The organism is Bacillus spongiae (assembly GCF_037120725.1).
GTDB lineage: Bacteria > Bacillota > Bacilli > Bacillales > Bacillaceae_K > Bacillus_CI > Bacillus_CI spongiae.
This window is the reverse complement of record NZ_JBBAXC010000003.1, coordinates 93,755-114,885: the sequence shown is the minus strand read 5'-3', so window position 1 is coordinate 114,885 and position 21,131 is coordinate 93,755. Positions and strand designations below refer to the sequence as shown.

Annotated in this window: 19 protein-coding genes, 1 pseudogene and 1 riboswitch; of the genes and pseudogenes, 9 read left to right on the top strand and 11 right to left on the bottom strand. The window is 34.5% G+C overall.

The genetic code is table 11. The annotated features are described in order from the left end of the window. Window positions 1–72 precede the first annotated feature (72 nt). Entirely contained in the window at window positions 73–681 is a 609-nt protein-coding gene (locus WAK64_RS04790; RefSeq protein ID WP_336585803.1) for a nitroreductase family protein, read from the top strand. Window positions 682–734: 53 nt separating this feature from the next. Here the strand turns inward: WAK64_RS04790 and WAK64_RS04785 are convergent, their stop codons facing one another. The 3 genes from WAK64_RS04785 to WAK64_RS04775 form a co-directional block, all read right to left on the bottom strand. Then, on the bottom strand, window positions 735–1,883 hold the full coding sequence (locus WAK64_RS04785) for an ABC transporter permease (RefSeq protein WP_336585802.1): 1,149 nt from the start codon (window positions 1,881–1,883) through the stop codon (window positions 735–737). Then, window positions 1,867–2,574 carry an ABC transporter ATP-binding protein gene (locus WAK64_RS04780; RefSeq protein WP_336585801.1) on the bottom strand — a complete coding sequence of 236 codons (708 nt, stop codon included), beginning with the start codon at window positions 2,572–2,574 and terminating at the stop codon, window positions 1,867–1,869. Before WAK64_RS04780 ends, WAK64_RS04785 begins: the two co-directional genes overlap by 17 nt. Before the next feature lie 117 nt (window positions 2,575–2,691). Then, complete coding sequence (locus tag WAK64_RS04775) at window positions 2,692–4,341, bottom strand: M20/M25/M40 family metallo-hydrolase (RefSeq protein ID WP_336585800.1); 1,650 nt, start codon at window positions 4,339–4,341, stop codon at window positions 2,692–2,694. A 983-nt stretch (window positions 4,342–5,324) separates the two neighbouring features. On the opposite strand from WAK64_RS04775, the gene WAK64_RS04770 reads away from it, so the two are divergent. The 4 genes from WAK64_RS04770 to WAK64_RS04755 all read left to right on the top strand — a co-directional run bounded on the left by WAK64_RS04770 (window position 5,325) and on the right by WAK64_RS04755 (window position 10,828). Further along, the gene (locus WAK64_RS04770) at window positions 5,325–8,276 is read left to right on the top strand and encodes a non-ribosomal peptide synthetase (protein WP_336585799.1); all 2,952 of its coding nucleotides are present in this window, start codon (window positions 5,325–5,327) and stop codon (window positions 8,274–8,276) included. A 449-nt stretch (window positions 8,277–8,725) separates the two neighbouring features. Beyond that, complete coding sequence (locus tag WAK64_RS04765; RefSeq protein ID WP_336585798.1) at window positions 8,726–9,664, top strand: L-lactate dehydrogenase; 939 nt, start codon at window positions 8,726–8,728, stop codon at window positions 9,662–9,664. Between the two features lie 115 nt (window positions 9,665–9,779). Beyond that, complete coding sequence (locus WAK64_RS04760) at window positions 9,780–10,145, top strand: transporter (protein WP_336585797.1); 366 nt, start codon at window positions 9,780–9,782, stop codon at window positions 10,143–10,145. A 14-nt stretch (window positions 10,146–10,159) separates the two neighbouring features. Then, entirely contained in the window at window positions 10,160–10,828 is a 669-nt protein-coding gene (locus tag WAK64_RS04755) for an SIMPL domain-containing protein (RefSeq protein ID WP_336585796.1), read from the top strand. 143 nt (window positions 10,829–10,971) lie between these two features. Here WAK64_RS04755 and WAK64_RS04750 read toward each other — a convergent pair whose 3' ends face one another. The 8 genes from WAK64_RS04750 to WAK64_RS04715 form a co-directional block, all read right to left on the bottom strand. After that, a complete protein-coding gene (locus WAK64_RS04750) occupies window positions 10,972–11,460 on the bottom strand; it encodes an SRPBCC family protein (RefSeq protein ID WP_336585795.1) in 489 nt (162 codons plus the stop codon). A gap of 418 nt (window positions 11,461–11,878) precedes the next feature. Next, window positions 11,879–13,414, bottom strand: a complete 1,536-nt coding sequence (locus WAK64_RS04745; protein WP_336585794.1) for a HAMP domain-containing sensor histidine kinase — start codon at window positions 13,412–13,414, stop codon at window positions 11,879–11,881. Continuing rightward, window positions 13,404–14,081 (bottom strand): response regulator transcription factor, encoded by a 678-nt coding sequence (locus WAK64_RS04740; RefSeq protein ID WP_336585793.1) that lies wholly within the window; start codon window positions 14,079–14,081, stop codon window positions 13,404–13,406. The genes WAK64_RS04745 and WAK64_RS04740 overlap by 11 nt, the downstream gene beginning before the upstream one ends. Before the next feature lie 124 nt (window positions 14,082–14,205). Continuing rightward, window positions 14,206–14,862 carry a hypothetical protein gene (locus tag WAK64_RS04735; RefSeq protein ID WP_336585792.1) on the bottom strand — a complete coding sequence of 219 codons (657 nt, stop codon included), beginning with the start codon at window positions 14,860–14,862 and terminating at the stop codon, window positions 14,206–14,208. 60 nt (window positions 14,863–14,922) lie between these two features. Continuing rightward, window positions 14,923–15,237 carry a YciI family protein gene (locus WAK64_RS04730; RefSeq protein WP_336585791.1) on the bottom strand — a complete coding sequence of 105 codons (315 nt, stop codon included), beginning with the start codon at window positions 15,235–15,237 and terminating at the stop codon, window positions 14,923–14,925. A 58-nt stretch (window positions 15,238–15,295) separates the two neighbouring features. Continuing rightward, window positions 15,296–16,084: an MBL fold metallo-hydrolase gene (locus WAK64_RS04725; RefSeq protein WP_336585790.1), complete on the bottom strand. Its 789-nt coding sequence runs from the start codon at window positions 16,082–16,084 to the stop codon at window positions 15,296–15,298. A gap of 173 nt (window positions 16,085–16,257) precedes the next feature. Beyond that, window positions 16,258–17,058: a pyrroline-5-carboxylate reductase gene (gene proC, locus WAK64_RS04720; RefSeq protein WP_336585789.1), complete on the bottom strand. Its 801-nt coding sequence runs from the start codon at window positions 17,056–17,058 to the stop codon at window positions 16,258–16,260. Window positions 17,059–17,161: 103 nt separating this feature from the next. Next, window positions 17,162–18,010 carry a DegV family protein gene (locus WAK64_RS04715; protein WP_336585788.1) on the bottom strand — a complete coding sequence of 283 codons (849 nt, stop codon included), beginning with the start codon at window positions 18,008–18,010 and terminating at the stop codon, window positions 17,162–17,164. A 318-nt stretch (window positions 18,011–18,328) separates the two neighbouring features. On the opposite strand from WAK64_RS04715, the gene WAK64_RS04710 reads away from it, so the two are divergent. From WAK64_RS04710 to WAK64_RS04695, 4 genes and pseudogenes are all read left to right on the top strand, one after another. Then, on the top strand, window positions 18,329–19,111 hold the full coding sequence (locus tag WAK64_RS04710) for a class I SAM-dependent methyltransferase (protein ID WP_336585787.1): 783 nt from the start codon (window positions 18,329–18,331) through the stop codon (window positions 19,109–19,111). 61 nt (window positions 19,112–19,172) lie between these two features. Then, window positions 19,173–19,749, top strand: a pseudogene (locus WAK64_RS04705) (kinase). Between the two features lie 202 nt (window positions 19,750–19,951). Further along, a riboswitch (guanidine-I (ykkC/yxkD leader) is annotated at window positions 19,952–20,050 on the top strand. A gap of 55 nt (window positions 20,051–20,105) precedes the next feature. Beyond that, entirely contained in the window at window positions 20,106–20,789 is a 684-nt protein-coding gene (locus WAK64_RS04700) for a type 1 glutamine amidotransferase (RefSeq protein ID WP_336585786.1), read from the top strand. 25 nt (window positions 20,790–20,814) lie between these two features. After that, on the top strand, window positions 20,815–21,111 hold the full coding sequence (locus WAK64_RS04695) for a cupin domain-containing protein (protein WP_336585785.1): 297 nt from the start codon (window positions 20,815–20,817) through the stop codon (window positions 21,109–21,111). Window positions 21,112–21,131: the final 20 nt, after the last annotated feature.

The following is a 21,131-nucleotide window of genomic DNA, read 5'->3' as shown; positions in this document are numbered from 1 at the left end:
TGTTTCAACTTACAAAAAGTAAGTAACTAAATCTTATTTACTAATTTATAGTTAGTCAAGGAGGATTCAACAATGACAAATTTCTTTGAAGTAGCAGAATCTAGACGCTCTACTAAAGTGTACGACCCAAATTATAAAATCTCAAGAGAAGAACTTACAGAAATTCTAGCATTTGCTGGAAAAGCGCCATCAGCATGGAACTTGCAGCACTGGAAGTTCATGGTATTCGATAATAAAGAAGTACAACAAAAGGTACTTCCAATTGCTTATAATCAACAACAAGTTGTTGATGCATCTGCCGTAATTGCTGTACTAGGTGATTTAGAAGCAAATAAAAACGTGGACGCAGTCTTTGGTCCTGCTGTTGAAGCAGGGTTTATGACTCCAGAAATTAAAGAAGCATTAAATCAACAAATCCAAGGAGCTTACCAAAGCGAGCAAGTTGCTCGTGACTCTGCTTTCTCTAACGCATCTCTTGCTGCAATGCAACTAATGCTAACAGCGAAAGCGAAAGGGTTGGATACATGCCCTATCGGTGGATTTGATCCAGCACAATTAGTAAAAGAGTTTAATATCTCTGATCGCTATGTTCCGGTTATGCTCATGACTATTGGGAAACCACTTCAAGAGGCTCGCCCTTCGAATCGTCTTGATGCAGATAAAATTATTGAGTTTGTTTAATACTTACGCAGAACAAAAAGCAGAAGAAATTTATTGATTTCTTCTGCTTTTTGTTACCCACTGATGATTATTTCAATTAACGTGAACATCAAAACGTACGCTGATATACCGGTCATTGCAGGAATCAATAACCATTTCTTAAATCGGTGCCATACATTAAGCGATAGCTCTTCATCTATTGGAATCACATGAAAGAAGTGATTAGCTACCATTTTATCGAAAAGATTTTTTAGCCAAACGTGAAAAAAGAAAATAAAACTAATATATACGATCCACTTCAGTACAAGAGGGAGAAAGCTAACAGCTAATAAAGTAATAGAAATAAGTTGAATGTAAGAAGAACGGTCACGGGAATTTCTCATAAAAGCTTTTAAAAGAAATTCTAACAAACCATTTTCGGCATTCCTTTTTTGAAAAATTTGCTGAGACTGTCGATAGAAGATTCTTGGCTTCTTCTTTTTGGAAAAGGAAGGTTGCTTCACTTCATTTGAAAACTGAAAAATGAATTTTATCATTCTCGTTTTCTCAATATTTTCAATATCTACTTCCTTTATAAACCATCGATTCGATAAGAATATTTGCCTAATGTGGTACGTAAGGATCGTAAGAATGAACACCACACTACCTGCTCCAACTATTGAGGAAGAGGCTGTTAATAGCATATAAGCTGATACGAAAAATAAAAGAATAAGGGTCGCCCATTTAACGAGAGTTGAAACAACTATTTTTTTAACCGTTTGAATAGTTAGCATATAAGCACTTACCCCTAAAAATAACGCCACAACATCCTTTAACGAAAATAAATATACTTGTCTTATTATAGGGAATGCCATGAAAATGATAAAAGCAATGAAAAGGAAGGAGCGAAAGACCGATAGGGTGAATCCTACCATTTTCAACCGTTGAATCACCTGTTTATGCTGCAATAGAAATAATAAGTCTGCTTTCAAAAGATATGTCCTAAAGTTTCCACTACTACAAGCAACAAGAATAGGAATTAAGAGGAAGGAAAAAGGAAGGTCACTATGCCAATAAGAATTGGCATCTTCCCACATTTTCATATAGAGTAATGATCCAAAGAATAATGCAGGAACCGTTATATATATAAGCACTGTCCAATCAAGAACCGAGCGAATGACTCCCCATTGAAACCTCCATTCTTGTATATACCTTTTTATAAATAGGTTAGTAGCTAATAGCATCTGTATTCCTTTCTGTCAAAACATCAAAACAATCCAACAACGAGCCCTCTTTTATACCGCTTTTCTTCCGAATTTCATTAAGCGTTCCTTGTACAATTATCTCTCCACCTGAGATTAACACAAATCGATCACAAATTTTTTCTGCTGTATCTAGTGCATGGGTAGACATTAAAATACCTGCCCCATTTCTTTTTTCTTTTTCCAGTTGTTCAAGTAGCTTTTTCATTGCTTTTGGATCAAGGCCCATAAAGGGTTCATCAATAATGTACAAAGGCGACTGCTTTAGAAAAGCAAGGATAAGCATCACTTTTTGTTGCATACCTTTTGAAAACGTTTCAGGATACTGATGAACAACATGAGTTAAATTAAATAGAGCTAGTAGCTCCTCAACTCGATTCAACTCCTGTTTTTCTTCTTCCAATGTCGAAAAAAGAAAATCGATGTGCTCTCTTAACCTCATATGTTCATACATTATAGGTCTTTCTGGAATGTATGCATATTCCTTTACTTCCACCGTCCCCTTCATCTGTTCCATAATCCCTAAAATTGATTTGATTGTTGAACTTTTCCCTGCTCCATTCGGACCAATTAACCCTACTAATTCTCCTCGCTTAATCGCGAATTGAATATCGTTAATAACTGGGGTCCCCTTTTTATAACCAGCTTCTTTTATATTTACTGATAAAACCAAATCAAATCTCCCCTCTCGAACGAACAAAGTACATCATGACTATTACTGCGATTATTCAGATTAAATTGTTTCAATATTAAGAGAAAAACTTCCAATGAGAGAGTAAAATTTTTACTGCTAAATTTTCAACAGCTCTACTGTGACCGTTTGGATTACTTTAGGAAGGATACCAAAAGAATATGGCTTATATACTCTTTCTGTCCATTTATGTCCATCCTTTCCGTACACACCTAAATTAAGAGACGGAATGTTTAATTCTTTTATTTTCTTAATTGGAAGTGAGTACAATTCATCCATTAATGGCATGTTCTTTTTAAACGTTTGAATATCTTTATCATCAGTTGAAATAGACAGGAAACTGCCATCTGCTAGATATGGGAAAAAACGGCGCAAAACAAAATTCTCTTGCACTTGTTGAGACAGTTCCTTCAATGTACTTTCTACAACTGACTTTACTTTACAAGCTAATTCATCGTTTTGGTCTAAATCATTATTTGGAAGGTATGGCGGGGCAAAAAATAAAATGATACGTGGTGATTTATCTGAATCGTATTGTTGCAACACTTCAATTATTTCGAAAGCCACTTCCCGCTCATCTTTTCCTTGTGATTGATTACGATACACTTTCTTCATAACATCATAAGCATTGATTCCCTGAGCTTCCAACTTGTCAATATAGTCACTCAACGTTGTCACATCAATGGACCAGTTTAGGTCGATTTCAGGAAATCCTTGTTGTTTTCGAAACACCTCAAATTGTTTTTTAGCACGATTTTTATAACGATTGCTAATATTAATCGTTTTTAGAAAGAAATCCTCTAAAACCTCACTCGGAGAACGTTCATAAATAAAATAATTAAAATAAAGCTTAACACTAACAGGCGTTTGAACATTATACTGCTTTTTTGTTTCTTTCAAGTACAAGCATGTAGGTGGTAAAGTATATTCCCCTTTTATTCTTTCCGTTAACTGTAAATTGTGGTTTATTTCATGTATTATATCTGCAGCGAGATGTGTTGGGTCAATTGAATGGAATACATCTCCCACATGGGATTCACGCCCATAAATATAAAAACACGGCAATATTTTTCCTGCAGCACCAGTGTAAATATATTTATTCTTATCTTCTGGAAACATCGGTGAAATAAAATCATTATTAATCCCTGCGATAAAGTGACTTCCACTCTTTCTCATTTTATATAATTCTTCGACTGCATTTAAAATTCCTCGATGCTGATTTTCTTCATCTACATTAAATAAATACAACAGATCTCCATCAAGTGGTTCTGGTTGCTGACTAAAATACAGTAAATTGACAAGATTTACTGCAATACCACTTTGCATATCTAATGCTCCTCGACCAAATAGCCAATTTCCAGACTTCGCCTCATTACGGATAAAATCGTCGCCATTAAAATTTACAAAAAACTTTTCTAATAAGTCCGGATCGTGAGCCCCTTCTTGTAATGAACCGTAATCCTCCGTTCCTACTGTATCAAGATGAGCATGAAACAAAATTGTCTTTCTTGTTTTCCCTTTAATTCTTGCAAAAATATTTACTCTTCCATACGGGTCATGAGGAATTTCTTGTTCCCAAACTTCACTAGCATGTTGTTGGAAATAAGGAAATGACAAAATTATTTTCTTTATAAAACGAGCTTTTTCTGTTTCACCTTGTGAGCTATTGTAACTTTTTATCGCTACAAGCGACCGTGTTAAGAATTCCGCTTGCTCGGCAATTGATTTATTTTTTAATTGATCGTACATATTCTCCCACCTTTTTCTAGTTATTATCATCGTATTGTATTTCATTTGAATTGAATATTCTGTCCTAAGTTACCAATTAATAATGACCATGATGTATAAACGAAGTCGTTTATTACATATTTTCTAAATGGTCTATATTGATAACTAATCGAATAAAGTTTTGCATAGAACTGACGTTACTTTGAAAGATAAAAAGCTTGATTATTTAGCATGAAAGTTTAACATGTTGGTAGGTTTTTTCCTTATTCCTAGTTAAACCATACTTTCAGAAAAAATTGGATACTTTTAGTAAAAAAGTTCAAATTTAAATATCAACTATTAGAACCAAGTGTTAAAATGAGGATGAATGTGGAGTTAAATAATCATAATTTTTTTATGAGGGTTTTAGGGGTGTGAAATATTCAATAAATTAAAGAAGTTATTAGACACCATCATCCATTACTTTTAGTGGATAGGATTTTGAATTGGCAGGTGGAAAAAGAACAGTTAGTAGATAATGATGAGAATCTCTTGATTTTTCATAAGTGCTTTTGTCGGTAGTTGCTAAGGAATCGAAAAAAATATCTGAACAATCAGGAAAGTCTGTAGAAACAATTGGTGAATGAATAGCTAAAGCTAAAAATCTGTTAATCAATCAAGTTTTTGGATAATGGAATCGTTATTTCTGAAGAAACGAAGTATGTGTAATGACTATAGGAAATTCATCTACACCTACAAATAATTTCAGTACTGATCGAAGAAAGTTCATCAAGTGTAGAGGAATTTACAGCGTTATTTCCTACATAACAACGAATGCTAATGAGGAAATACTAACAAATAGCCGAATACCACTCATTTAGACTATTACAGAGAAAAAAATAATTAAACGAACTAGAGCACTTAGTAGGGAACTTTCAACAATGTTACATACTGTATAGATAAATCTACTAAGTATAAGGGAGACTATCGGCCTCCTTTTTATTATAACTGAATGGAGAAATTTGATGAATATTGTAAAGAAGTTTTGCTTGACAGTAGAAAAATTCGAAAACGATATTGCCATAAAAACGACCAATGAGAGTTTAACCTATAAAGAGCTTGATATAGAATCTGATAAAGTAGCCTATTATTTACATAAAAACGGACTGAAAAAAGGAGAATTTGTAAGTATATACTTACAAAGAAGTGTTGATACAGTTATTTCCATTTTAGGTATTCTGAAAGCAGGAGGAGTATATGTTCCTTTAGATCCTAAACACCCAAAAGAAAGAAACACTTATATTATTGAGGATACAAATTCACCTTTTATCCTCACTGATAGTAAATATAAAAAAGAGTTAGCTAACATGAAATTATCTAGTGAAATCATTTGTATAGAAAGTTTAAAAGAGTTTACAAAAATCAGTTTAGATATTAGTCCTGATGATACTGCTTATGTGATTTATACTTCAGGAACAACCGGAAATCCAAAAGGAGCTTTAATTCATCATAAAGGAGTTATTAATTTAGTTGATTGGGTGTATAACACTTGGAAGATAGAAAATGATGATGTAGTTTTGCAATTTGCTACGTATAGCTTTGATGCTTCTGTAATAGATACATTTTCTTCCTTGTTAAAAGGTTCAACACTATTTATCATTTCCGATGAAGAGAGGGTATCTGAAGAGAACTTTATTAAAGTAATCAATACGGAAAACATCACCATTATTCCTGCATTACCTAATGTACTTTTTAGTAGAGTGGTTAATTATTCAAAAGATAATAATATTAATAAATTAGGTAAAGTTAAAGCTCTAGGTGTAGGAGGAGAACTACTGACATTTGACCTTTTTAAAAATTTTAGAGAATGTTTTGGAGGTACTATCAGATTTTTTAATTTGTATGGCCCTACAGAATCCACCGTTGTTTGTTCTGCATACGAAACTCCTAGTAAGGTTGATAATAATGAAAATATTTTCAGTGTTCCTATCGGAAAGGAAATCAGTGAAACGAAGCTATATATTGTGAATGAGGAAGGGAATCTATGTGAGAAAGGTGAAATAGGCGAGTTATGGATAGCATCTGTAGGCTTATCTCAAGGATATTTAAATAATAAAAAGAAAACAAAAGAAGTATTTATTAAAAATCCTTTTGACAATATTTTTGGAGGTAAGGTTTATAAATCAGGTGATTTAGTAAAGTATAAAGAAGATGGAAACATAGAATTTATAGATAGAAAAGATACTCAAGTAAAGATTAGGGGTCATCGAATAGAGATTGGTGAAATTGAAAGTAAACTTAATATGTTAGAAGAAATTCATAACTCTATCGTCGTAGTAGAAGAAAATGAAAATGACAAGATCCTGAAAGCTTTTTATACATCTAAAGAATATATTGATAAAAAAGACATCATAAAATATTTAAAAGAAAAAATACCTAGTTATATGATTCCAAGTAAACTTAGTATGATTGATAAAATCCCTTTTACTCCTACTGGAAAAGTAGATAGAAAACTATTAGCCTTAAAGGAAGCTGAAAAGATTATTCTTACAGATGAAATAATACATCCAAGAAATGAAGTAGAAAAAAATATAGTAAATGCATGGAAAGAAGTATTAAAAGTAGATAATATAGGAATAAAAGAAGACTTTTTTGAAATAGGTGGACATTCTTTAAAAATCATAGAAGTATTAGCACAATTAAAAAGGAAATACAGAAATTTATCTATTAGTGATTTTTTTGAATTACGAACAGTTGAAAAATTAGCCATTAAAGCATACCAAAATAATTTTGAATTAGAAAAAGAAATAAAAGAAAATGAATTTAAATATTTAAAAGAATATCCAATCTTAAAGGTAAAAGAGAATCTAAAAGAAGATGTAAACTCGGTGTTATTAACAGGAGCAACAGGTTTTTTGGGTAGTCATATTTTAAAGAAATTAGTTGATAATAATATTAAAATCTATTTATTAGTAAGAGGGAGAAATCCAAAATCAAGAATAGAAAGCATCTTAAAAGAATACTTTGGATTATTTCCAATTGATACTATTCAGATCATTAATGGAGATCTAACAGATAAATATTTAGGTATGACGGAAAATGAGTTTAATGAGCTAGCTGGCAATATTAATGCCATAATCCATTGTGCAGCCGATGTAAGGCATTTTGGAGATAGAAATCACTTTGAAAAAATAAATGTATTAGGTACAAAAAATATTATTGAACTATTAGATAAAAACCAAAATATCGTATTTCATCATATTTCTACGATTGGTATATCTCAAGATTTATTAAGTGAAGGAAAATGGGATAAGTTAGAAAAGAATATTGAAAGTATAAATAATTTAACACTAGATAATATTTATACAGATACAAAATTAAAGGCAGAAAAAATAGTATTAGATAAAATTAATGAAGGAAAAAATGCATTTATCTATAGAATGGGTAATCTAACTGGAAGGTCTGACGATGGGAAATTTCAAAAAAATATTGAAAGCAATGCTTTTTATAGAATGATGAAATTAATGATTTTGTTGAAAAAAGCTCCAAAAGTTAACTGGTTGGTTGATGTAACACCAGTAGATTTTGCTAGTGATATCGTTATGAAAGGAGTTATGAAAAAAATACATACCCACCGAGTATATAATGTATCTCACCCTAATCCTATTCATTTTGAAAGCCTTGTCGATTTATTTAATGAGGTAGGGTTTGAAATAGATTTAATTGACAAAATGTCTTACGAAGAATATGCATTGAATAATAAACTTACTAAAGAAGCTAAAGATTTATTAGTAAGCCAATTAGATGGTGATGGTGCTATAGATTCACGTGCAGTATTTGACAGTTCAAAAACAATGAGAGAATTAAATATAGCGGTTAAAGACGTACCTATAATAAATAAAGAATTAATAGATAAGCTCTTAAGTGAAGCCGAAAGAGTTGGATTTATTGATTATAGAATGGTTTTAGTGAGATAGTGGCGAAATGCCACTATCTTTTTGTAAACGAAAAGTAGCCCCAGAAAATAAGTCTTCGGAGGTCTACTTTCTTCTTTCGTTAAATTAATATTAGGGAAGCTTAAACTCTTGAATTTAAGCTTCCTATTCATTTTACTTTACCTCCTCTCTTCAAATAAGTGGTATGAGGGGTAGATAGTATGAATCAAACTTTACTTAACCAACAATATTATTTTGTTTTTTTAAAAAACAAAATTCTAAAAAAACAATTAACTCCTTCCTTTTTTACTATATTCAACGTAACAATTGTAATTTTTTGAACAAATCGTGACAGTTTTCTCCTTAATAAAAATTGAAAACCTTTTCATGTGAAAATAATCACACACTTCCTACCTAAATGTGGTATGATTTAAATGTGAAATAAATCACATACTTTCGTTAACTACTTTCTAATTAAAGGGATGAGTACAATGATTAATAAAAATAAGATAGCGTTAATTGGAACTGGTTTTGTAGGCTCAAGTTATGCATTTGCAATGTTAAACCAAGGAATTGCTCAAGAGATGGTTCTCATTGATTTAAATAAAGAAAAAGCTGATGGAGATGCTAGAGATTTGAGTCACGGCCTTGCCTTTTCATCTCCAATGAAGATCTATGCAGGAACATACAAAGATTGTGCTGATGCGGATCTAGTAGTTATCACAGCTGGAGCAAATCAACAGCCTGGTGAAACTCGGTTAGACTTAGTTGAAAAAAACATTAAAATCTTTCAGTCTATTGTTACAGAAGTGATGGAAAGTGGATTTAACGGCATCTTTTTAATAGCCACAAACCCAGTGGATATTCTTACTTATGCAACATGGAAATTTTCTGGCCTTCCAAAAGAAAGAGTCATTGGATCTGGTACACTCTTAGATACAGCTAGACTTCGATATTTATTAGGTGACTACTTTGATGTCGACACTCGAAATGTTCATGCGTATATTATGGGTGAACATGGTGATACAGAATTTCCTGTTTGGAGTCATGCGCGAATAGGCGTTAGTCCACTTACTGAACAAGTCGATGCTACTTCTGAAGAATTAATGAAGGACTTAGATGACATCTTCATCAACGTACGAGATGCTGCCTACCACATAATTGAGAAAAAAGGTGCAACGTATTACGGAATAGCTATGGGCTTAGTTCGGATTACGAAGGCGATTTTTAATAATGAAAACTGTATATTAACCGTCTCAGCGTTACTTGAAGGGCAATACGATGAAGATGATTTATATATCGGTGTACCTGCGATCCTTAATCGGGAAGGGATTCAAAAAGTAATTGAACTACCACTTGAAGAAGAGGAAATGAAAAAGTTCAAACACTCAGCAAAAGTACTAAAAAATGTAATTAGTCAATCATTTTAATGGAAAAGAGGACCGTCTTCTCTTATTGAAGGCGGTCCTCTTTTACGTTATCTTTTCACCTTTCTCTCTTACTTTACATACGTATAAAATGACTAAGAATGAGAGGAGAAATAAAATGTTTGAACAACGACAACTTGCATACCCCTTCCTCCTCCACAGCAACGTATCACCAAGTATCCCAACTACTCCTTTTTCAAATGGAGGCCCATTTCCAGTAGGGGGTGGCGAGCATCCTCCAGGCCCACCACCGGCGACAATTCCATCAGAGGCACAATCTGCTCAATTATCTGCGGTAGACCCCGGCGCCATCATTAGGTGTCGGTACCGCTATACGTATATTCGACTAAATTCAGGAAGGTCCTTTTGGTATTATCCAACCTTCATCGGTCGTAGAAGTATGAGTGGATATAGATGGAATGGCTTTATGTGGCTCTATTATGGAGTAGATTTGAGAAGAGTTCGTTCCTTCACTTGCATATAGAGGAGGTATAAATATTGTACAATTATACAATTCCATATAGAGAGAAGCATTCTTCAGTAAATAGAAAAGAAACGATTCAAGTAACGGGGAGTTATACGGTTAGAATTGAACCTGATACAGCAATTGCGTATATTGGCGTGGTAACTTCTGATCAAGAATTGACAGTAGCGCAGCATGATAATTCAGTGATTGCCCAAAAAATATTACATTCCCTCTACTCAAATGGCATAAAAGAAAAAAACATTCAAACCTCCACTTATCAAATTTATCCACAGTATGATTATGTAGAAGGCAAGCAGCTGTTTAAAGGCTACGAGGTTCGTCAAGTATTTCAGGTTCAAATGAATGACCTCAGCCAAGTGGGCAGAGTAATTGATGATTCTGTGAAAAGTGGTGCAAATGTTGTTGAACGGATTGAATTTAGTCTGACCGATTCCAGAGCACCATACTTAAAAGCTTTAGCAAAAGCTTATGAATCGGCCTTTGAAAAGGCTAAAATATTAGCCACAACATCAGGAGGCACCCTTGACCCATCTCCTCTTAACATTATTGAAATTCAAGAGTTTCGCTCTCGAATCCCATCAGGAAAAGTGTTAGCTTATAGTACGGAAGCTTCTTCTCCCATTGCTTCAGGACAAATTGGAGTAACAGCCAACATTCAGGTAGAATATTTGAAAACATAACCATAATAAATCTGAATAGAGAGTAAAACGAGCACAGCTAAATCGCTATGCTCGTTTTACTTAAGCTACTTTTATATTCTTATAAACTACTATATATTAGCAAAATTAAAATTTTATCTCATGTATAAAACGTTATTTTTCTTTTATTCTGGTTGACAGCATAATTGCCCTATTCCTTCTTCTAGTGCAGATTTAAGACTATTCAGTACACCTGACCACGCCATTTCATGCCATTTTAATGCTTCATCCCATCCTTCTCCATCTCTCCAGCCTACGTGTTGTAATCGAACATTCGTCTTATTTTCCTTCAATTCTTCTAATTTTACTTTTACCGTCGTTAATTCCCCATGGTTCATAAAGTCTCGAAATTGATCGGGTCCTTTCCAAGTGAAGGTTAATTCTTGCCTATGAATCATACTGACAATCGTACATCCTTTTGTGTTCATCCCGTTTGTATTGCCTCGTTCAAAATACAATTCATAAACTCCGCCAACTTTTGGCGTAATCCTTGCTTCTGCAGCAAACCACTGAGAAACTCGATCAGCGATAGTCCATGCATGCCAAACGAGGTTAAGAGGAGCATTAATAGTAGCGGTTCTTTCAATTACCGCTTCTTTGGAATAAGTACTCATTTCATTCCCTCCTAGTCTTTATCAAGTTTCATTATAACACTAAGATATCACATTATACAGAATATTCTGATTATATATAGTTGTTTATTAACGACTTGAAAATAGTCAACAACTGAATAAACGTGGGTTCCCGCTACTTTACGTTTTTGAACGCTTTAAAATAGGCTGTCCATTATATTAGTGTAAGGAACAGCCTTTCTACTAATCGTATAGGCAGGCAGCGAATTTCTCGTTGACGATTTGGTATAAAAAAAGAGGCTGGGACATAAGTATTCCACCCATAGGAAAAACCGAATTATAATGAAAACTCGAATATAGAGTTCCGTTATAGTTCGGTTTTTTAATTTTAGCTCTTAGTTTTATAAGAGATTATTCGGTTTTGAGTATGGTACATTTAGTTTTGTCCCAGCCTCCTTCTTCAATTACTAATATCCTCGGCTATCGATATTGGTAAAGATAGTTCAAAAACCGTTCCCTTTTCATTACTTGAAACTAATGTCAATGAACCTGATTGTGCTTTTGCTAGTAATTCACTAAAGCTTAAACCTAATCCTAAGCCCCTAACTCGGTCCTTTTTCTCTGTTCCTCGATAAAAACGCTCAAAAATAAACGGCTGTTCTTCTTTTGGAATTCCACTCCCTTGATCGGCTACTCGTACAATGACCGTATCGCCAGAAGTTGATAAGGTTAACTCAATTATTCCACCACCTGGCATAGCATGAGCACTGTTATTAATGAGGTTCGTTACTATTTGCTGAACTCTAAGTTCATCCCCTTTTGCCCAAATGTTACGTTTTGAGTGTACGTTAAACTCAATAGCTGGATGAAGAATTCGCCACTGCTTCTCCCATTCCAACAAAAGCTTTGTCATATTGAGATCGTCTGTTTCAATCGTCATCGCACCAGATGAATACGTATTAAAATCTAGTAAATCTTCCACCATTCGTTGCATTTTTATCGTCTCTTTATATCCCATTGAGATAAATTCCTTCAGTTCTTCCTCTTCCACTACGCCATCTTGAATCGCTTGTAGTAGTCCACTAATAGACGTAACCGGTGTTTTTAATTCATGCGTTACTCCTGCTAAGAGTTCTTTTCGTAATGATTCTAACGTTTGTAATTTAGATGACATGTCATTGAAGGACTCGATTAAATCAGATAGCTCTTTTTCTCTCACATTAGAATGCTTAATTGAAGGTTGATAGTTGCCCTCCTTTACATCAAGAGCTGCTTTAGCGACCTCTGTAATAGGTGCAACCAAGCGCTTCGTCAGTAAATAAATTACAACCCACCCTAAAATCCCCATTAATAACAACGTCCCTAATACTGCTTTAAACTGATCAAAAAACTTTGTTAAAGTGGGAGGTTCACTTACAACGACAACCGAGCCAATGGCATTACCCTCAAGCGTAACAGGTACGCTTACATAGTACATTTTTCTTTCACCATTGAGCTTGATATCACCGACCATTTTCTCACTTTTTACTGGCAGTTGTTCAACCTCATTTATTATTATTCTATTTCTAATCTCTTTCTGTCTACTCTCGTTCACACTTTGTTGGTTACGCTCCTCACCTTCACTCAGTTCATTATTCCCTCTTCTTTTTAATTGGCCATTATTTTTTTCTCTTTCAGGTAATTTTTCGGTTACATTTCCTAATTTAATATATACCTCAAAACTCTGTGCATTATATATACCTTGCTCTTCAGCAAAAGCTGGTAATTTCAATTCTTCTCTAGGTGAATTTACATTACCCTGAAGAAATCTTTCCAAATCCATTCCTATTAATCCTGCATAAAACTCTGACTTTTCAACCTGATTGTTCACCTCACCTCGATGAACAAGGTATCCTGAAATAAGCCCTAAACACACAATCCCAATCAACAGTGTTAAAGCATAGCGGGTGGTCCAATACCGTATAAGTGGGATTTTTTCATTGTTTTTAGTAAACACAGAACTGATACCCTACCCCTCTAATCGTTTTAATCTCTCCTTCTTGTTTGCTCCACCCATCAAGTGCTTTACGGATGCGTTTAATAGCTAGATCTACAGCCCGGTCACTTCCTTCATAATCCATTCCCCAAACACGATCAATCAACTGATCCCTTGTGAACACTTGAGTAGAATGAGAAGCCAAAAATAACAATAAGCTTGTATCCTTTGGTGTTAGATCAATAGACTGATCTTTCAAAAATAGCTCTCTAGTATCAAAGTTTATTTTCAATTCTCCATACAAACTAGCTCTTTCTTCCATCAATGAGTTTGACCTTCTAAGTACCGCCTGAACCCTTGCCACTACCTCTTCTGCTACAAAGGGCTTCGTTATATAATCATCAGCTCCTAGGGAAAAGCCCTTTAACTTATAATCCGTGTCAGATAAAGCGGTTAACATAATAATAGGACAGCTACTTCGATTCCTTACATACTGAAGGACATCAAACCCGTCAGAGCCTGGCATCATAATATCTAATAAAATTGCATTAGGTTGAAATGCAGGAAACATCTTGATTGCCTCTTCCCCATTTGAAGCAATGGCCACTTCATACCCTGCTTTCTTTAAATAGGCAGCTAGTACTCTAGCAATTGCCTCCTCATCTTCTACCACCATTATTTTTCTCATTTAAACCACCTTTATCTATATATCCTTTTCTCCTCAGTATAACGCAAATTCCATAATAGGAAAGCTAGGCCTACTCTCTCTTCCTTTTACTAAAAAAGCTGACCTATTCAGCCAGCTCTTATTACTATTCAGTATGCGTCCATTTATTTTTGTTTAGCTTGAAGAAGTCTTCTTTTTCAAGTGCTTCTGGATTTTTCTCGATAATTTCTTGAAGGAGCTGCTTAGCTGTTTTTCCTTCAGTTGGAATCTGTAAGGATTCAGCCATTGTATTTATTTTCTTCTGAAAAATTTCTTGTCCTAGTTGCTTTAATTGTTTTCCCTCTGTTTCAATCCCTAATTTCGTAGCTTCATCGTAAAGCTTGGCTTTTCTCACTTCCTTTTCAATTTCTTCTACCGTTTTATTTGCCGTATCAATTTGATAATCGTCCGCTAAGCTTTTTAAATTCGCTTCATGTACCTCTTTCGCTAATTGCTTTAATTCCTTCCCATCTGTTTCAATCCCTAATTTTTCTGCTTCTTCATAAAGCTTCGCTTCAAATACCTTTTTTGCCAATTCCTTTAATTCAATGCCTTCGGTGTCAATTCCGTATTTTTCTGCTTCTTTGTAAATCCTATTTTTTAATTGCTCCTCATTCATATGATGAAAAGATTGTTTTGGACTAGCTTTCTCTATTCGCAAGCTTTCCTCAACATCTGGGCTAACTGCATAGGCACTCATGTCGTTCATCACCCAAAACATTAATAGTGTAGCTACTAAAATGACAACCTTTTTATCCATCATCGTTCCACCCTTTCGGTTACGTATAGTGTAAGGTCTCAATGTGTCAGATGGATGTCAAATTTACTTATCTCTCATAAGAGCTACTTTATATGGATACACCTCAGCCGTCATCATTCCTTTATGTACTGCAGGGTCTTCTTCCATAACATCTACAGCTTCTTCCATATTCATCGCTTCAAATATGACAATTCCAAAAGTAGTTTCATCCATCTGCAACGTTCTACCCGCAAGAATTAGACGACCTTTTTCTTTCATTTTTTGCAAAGCTAAAAAATGTTCTTTAATAATTTCATGTTCTTCCTGCTTCCAGTTCTCCTCCTTTAATAGTCTTGGTATTAATTTCAGGACATAAATAAATTGTGCTGATTCCTGCATTTATTACTCTCTCCTTTTACAGCAAAAATATTCTTTACTAACTCAACCTACCCTTTGTTTATTTTTCTTGTTTTATATATTCAGATAAAACAGACTGAACGATATGATTAGGTGAGTTTTCAAATAATGAAATATATTGAAATAGTGTATTTCTTGGAAATAGATTATTTCTAATTTCAGTAAGGCTATTTCCTTCATTATATTGTGTTTCAATTTCATCCGATATTTCTTCTAAATAAGTTAATTTCCTTATGAGAACTTGACGCCCATTTGGAATGATTCCTTTATGGGAACAATAAATATCCTTAAAAGAATACTGTAGTATTCTTTTAAGCGACGACATGATTTCTGGAATGGATTCAAACCTAAACATACTAAGCGGAGTGTGATGCAAATACAAATCACCAGTAAAGCAGAGCTGGTTATCTTCATCTACTAAACAGACATGATCCTCAGCATGACCTGGTGTATGTACTACTTGAAGCTCATGATGCTTCGTCTTTACCACCCTAGGTAGTTCACGCACAGAAAAGCCAGGCCTATTGCCCCAAAATAGTGCTCGATAAGGAGGAAGTGATGATTTTTGTTCACATAATTCCATTCCAATTGAATGAACATAGATGGGCTTGTTTAAATGATTTTGAATCCAGCTGGCATTACCTGAATGGTCTTCATGGTGATGAGTTAAGACCACTTTCTCAAATGATAGATCTTTTATTATGGGGACTACCTTTTTTTGGATTCTACTAGGCCCCGTATCAATTAGTACATTATCAACTAAAAACACACAAATTTTCATCTTTGTACCGAGTGTAGAAATCGTAAACGGAAAAGTTTTTACTGTCATTATTTCCCCTTCTTTTTTCAGAATATTTTATTTATATTGTAAAGGATGATTTTTTTGACGACAAGGAACATCTTCTATTGCCGCTTGTATTTTTGTTACCATTCAACTCTCGTTCCCAACCAAAAAAGGGAAATTTCTTAAAATAAGAAATTTCCCGATTTTCACAATGTAGATTAGTTTCCAAGTTTCTTTGTTTTTTCTCCACATTTCTCCATGGCCGTTAAAATCGAGCCGCGAAATCCTGTTTTTTCCAAGGTTGATACAGCCTCAATCGTGGCCCCTCCTGGAGAACATACTTGATCTTTTAATGCCCCTGGGTGCATATCCGTTTCAAGTACCATTTTCGCCGCACCATAAACGGCTTGTGCTGCTAATTGGTAGGCTTGTTTCCGTGTTAATCCCTGAAGTACTCCACCATCTGCCAAAGCTTCTATCATCATAAACACGTAGGCTGGCGATGATCCTGCCACTGCCGGAATAGCATCCATCAAGGATTCCTCAATTTCTTCTGCCTTTCCGAAGCTTTCAAAAAGAGCGTGAACTAATTCCTTCTCTACTTGAGAAATATTTTTAACACAATACGCCGTCATCCCTTCTCCTACTAAAGAAGGCGTATTTGGCATTGTTCTGACTACCTTTACTTCTTTCCCAACCATTTCCGCCACAGACTCTGTCGTAATACCAGCGGCAATTGTAATGATAATCTGATCAAATATAGTATCTCTCATCTCATGTAAAACTAGCTCATATTGGTCTGGCTTCACTGCAATAAAGAGAATATCGGAAAATTTGGCTACTTCACGATTGTCACTTGTCACATTTATTGAATAATCATCCTTTATTGCTTGAATCGATGAATCCCTCTTCGCACTTGCAATAATATTTTCAGGTTCAACCATTCCTGATTGGAGCATTCCTCCCATCATTGCTTTTGCCATATTTCCAAAGCCAACAAATCCTATCTTCTTGGTCATTTTCATTTTCCTTCCTTTTATCAGAAATTCTTGTCCTTACTATACTAACAATACTTCTATATAGAACAAAACAAAAAAGCACCTCAACCGAGGTACTCTACTGTTATCCTTCATTAATCCATGTTAACCCAATCGTATCTTGACCAGTATGAGTTCCGGCAACAGGGCTTAGAATCGTTGTAGAAAACTTGATGTGCGGATAAATTTGCTGCAGTTCCTTTTTCCATTCTTCTGCGTTTACTAAATCATTTCCATGAACGACACTGGCTTCTTTAATCATATGAGAAGCCTCATCAAAAATTTCATAAAGGCGTTTTTTAACCTTCTTATATGATCGAATCTTTTCAGATAAAACAGCTTTTCCATCTTCGAATTTTATTATTAGCTTTAGTTTTATTAAATTCCCTATAATGGTTTGCGTAGTCGAAACACGCCCCCCTTTATGCAATTGCTCTAAGCTGCCAGGCACAAGGTATAAACGTGCCTTATCAGGAAGTGTGTGTAAATAATCAACGATTTTCTCGTAACTTTCGCCGGCTTGTTCTAATTGAATACCACGTTCAATCATCTTCCCTAAAGCAAAAGACCCGACCTTTGAATCAATCACTTCAACAGGAAAATCAACCATTTCTGCTGCCATTACGGAGCCTTGGTACGTTCCTGTTAATGCACTTGATGCATGGATGGCAATTCCATAATCATACTTTTCTTTTAGATTTTTAAATCGTTCTACAAATTCACCAATAGCAGGCTGCGAGGTTTTAGGTAATGTCGGTGATTTTGATAGTTTTTCGTAGTATTGTTCAGCCGTAATATCGATGTTTTCCTTATAAGATGTATCTCCAAATATAACATTTAACGGGATTACTTCAATTTGATGCTTTTTGATAAATTCCTCTGAAAGAGTACTCAAACTATCTGTAATCCAAACAATTTTTTTTGAAATCCCCATTAGTTAATCTCCTTAAGTAAATAAGCTCATCCTATGTTTTATACCATAATATTAACATTCTCACTATATCATTAATTATGGGTCAGGTAAACATATGTGGGAGACACATACTGAGCATATTTATCTATTTTATACATTACTCATTGTACAATGTTCACTAATCTTTTACAGAAACATTTTCAACTTGCTTTTTCTATAAGGTTATTATGTCTCATTTCAATCTAGAGCCCTCTACTATTTAGCTGTATATTTTAATTAAGCAGAATATTATGTTATTATAAAATAGTATTTTCCATGAAATAACAGGAGGAATAACTAATGGATACAACTCAACAGAACAGCGATGCATGGGATCAAAAAGTAGAAGAAGGTTCAAGATATACGCAATCAGTAAGTAGCGATGTCATTAACAAAAGTAAATTAGGTGAGTGGGAAATTACGGTCACAACGGAAAGGTCAGTACCGAGAAATTGGTTTCCAAACTCCTTAAAGGGGTTAAAGATTCTTTGCTTAGCTTCAGGTGGTGGACAGCAAGCCCCTATTTTAGCTGCAGCTGGTGCTGATGTAACCGTGACTGATATATCTAAAAAGCAGTTAGAACAAGATGAAATGGTTGCTAAACGTGATGGTTTAGTATTAAAAACCGTTCAAGGAGACATGTCAGATCTTAGCGATTTTACAGATGAATATTTTGATATTATTGTTCACCCTGTTTCCAATTTATTTGTAAAAGATGTAAACCCTGTTTGGAAAGAGGCAGCTAGAGTGTTAAAAGAGAAAGGGCTACTAATATCAGGCTTTACAAATCCTTTGTTATGGATTTTCGATGATACAGAAGAAAGAAAAGGGGTTCTTGATGTAAAGCATTCGGTCCCTTCCTCTACACTAGATTATTTGCCAAAAGATCAAGTTCAAGATTATATCCACTCAAACCAAACAATCGAATATGCGCATACATTAGAAGACCAAATTCAAGGACAAATTGATGCTGGCTTTGCCATTACTGGTTTTATTGAAGATGATTTTGGCGGAACTAGGATCATAGACAAGTACATAAAAACGTTTATCGCTACAAGGTCCATAAAAGTAAAGATTGACTAGTTTATTGATAGAAAGGGGTTTAAATATGACGATCTATACATGAGGAAGAAATGAGTTGGAAATCAATCTTGATTTAACCAATATCATCTCAATCGTTAAATCTGAACAGCGACACATTTTAGCTATTGATGGCTTGAGTCGATCAGAAAAACGACGTTTGTAAAACAGCTTAATCACATTCTTAAGGAAAAAGATATCAAACCGATAATCATTCATATCGATGACCATATCGCCGAACGTAATAAACGCTATCATACTGGCTTTGAAGAATGGTATGAGTATTATCATTTACAATGGGATGTTGAATGGCTGAGGAGAAATTTATTTCAGAAACGATTAAACCACAATCAAATTACTCTTCCTTTTTATGATAATCAAACAGATACACACTTACAATAAACATACCGAAGTCGGCCTTGATTATTATAGAAGGCGTTTTCCTCCAAAGAAAGGAATGGATGGATTGTTATAACACTGTTTTATACTTGGATTGTTCTCGAGAAAAAAGGTTCATGCGTGAAGCTGAAATGACGAAACAGGATAGAAAGAAATTCGAAAATAGATATTGGAAAGCCGAGGATTATTACATTCATACAATTAAACCGATAGAACATGCTGATATCGTCTTAAAAACATAATAATCATGTCTATTGTTAATTTAACGCTACAGTTCCTATTTATGCAGCCCCTGATTAGATGGTATTCACCATTTTTCTAATTCCAGGAGTTTGTAAAACAGACTATTATTTGGCACCGTGTTAGTGAACTAGAAATATTTACGATATTTTCAACTTGATTTAAGGTCTTCTTTATAGTATAAAAATAATATTAAGTTTAATAGAAGAAGCTGTCTAGGGTTCCGCAAATAATTTGGTCTGGTCCGAGAGACAGCGCACAAGTGATTCGTTGTGTACACGGAGGGATAAAAGCCCGGGAGGATATAATATTTGTATCTTCCTGGGCTTTTTTTGTTTTTCATGAAAGGAGAGTGTCAATGAGATTACATTATTTTCAACATGTGGAGTATGAGGATCTTGGCTTTATTTATGATTGGTGTGCAGAAAACGATGTGCAATTATCAAAAACAGAATTTTATAAAGAAGAACCCATTTTTCCTGATTTAAACAAAATCGATGGATTGGTTGTGTTAGGTGGTTCGATGAGCGTCCGCGATATACATCAATATCCTTGGATGACCAAAGAAATGTCTTTTATACAGGAAGCGATTAAATGTCAAAAAAAAATAATAGGAATATGCATGGGAGCTCAACTCATCGCCAAAGCACTTGGATCCACCGTCACTCAAAATAAATATGAAGAGATTGGATGGCATTCCGTTGATGGAATCGGTTCAAATAAATTAAGTACTCTTTTCCGTACACATCCATCGCCACTCTTTCAATGGCACTCTGATACCTTTAAGCTACCTAAAGATTCCATTCTTCTAGCTAAAAGTGATGCTTGTAGCAATCAGGCCTTTATTTACAATCATCATGTATTAGCGATGCAGTTTCATTTAGAGTTTACGAAAGAGATCGTGACACATCTTCTTCATGATGAAGGGGAGCCACCAATGGGACCCTTTACCCAAAGTTCACAACAAATCATACACGAGGAATATTTTCTTCAAGCCAAAGAACTTCTCAACAAAATTCTTACCGTTTTCTTTAAAAATTAGTTGAACAAATAGAGGAGGAATAACAATGAACAAAACAAATTTAATCCAATTAGGAAGCTCACTAGAGGTGGATAAAGATCATCTATTATGTGACATAGAAAAAGGAAGCGTTCTGCTTATCCATTTAGAAGAGCAGGAATATCCATTCGAGGTTCATGATAAGATTGCAGAAAAAATTGTTTGCATAAGTGGTCAGTTTACTCTTGAAACGGATGAAGAGCAAATGGAGATTCATCAAGGGGAAATGGTGACAATTCGTAAAGGACTCCGTCATCGTTTTGGAAAAGGTAGTAAAGCGATTATTATGGTTATTTTCGGATAATAAGTAACATGGCCTTTATA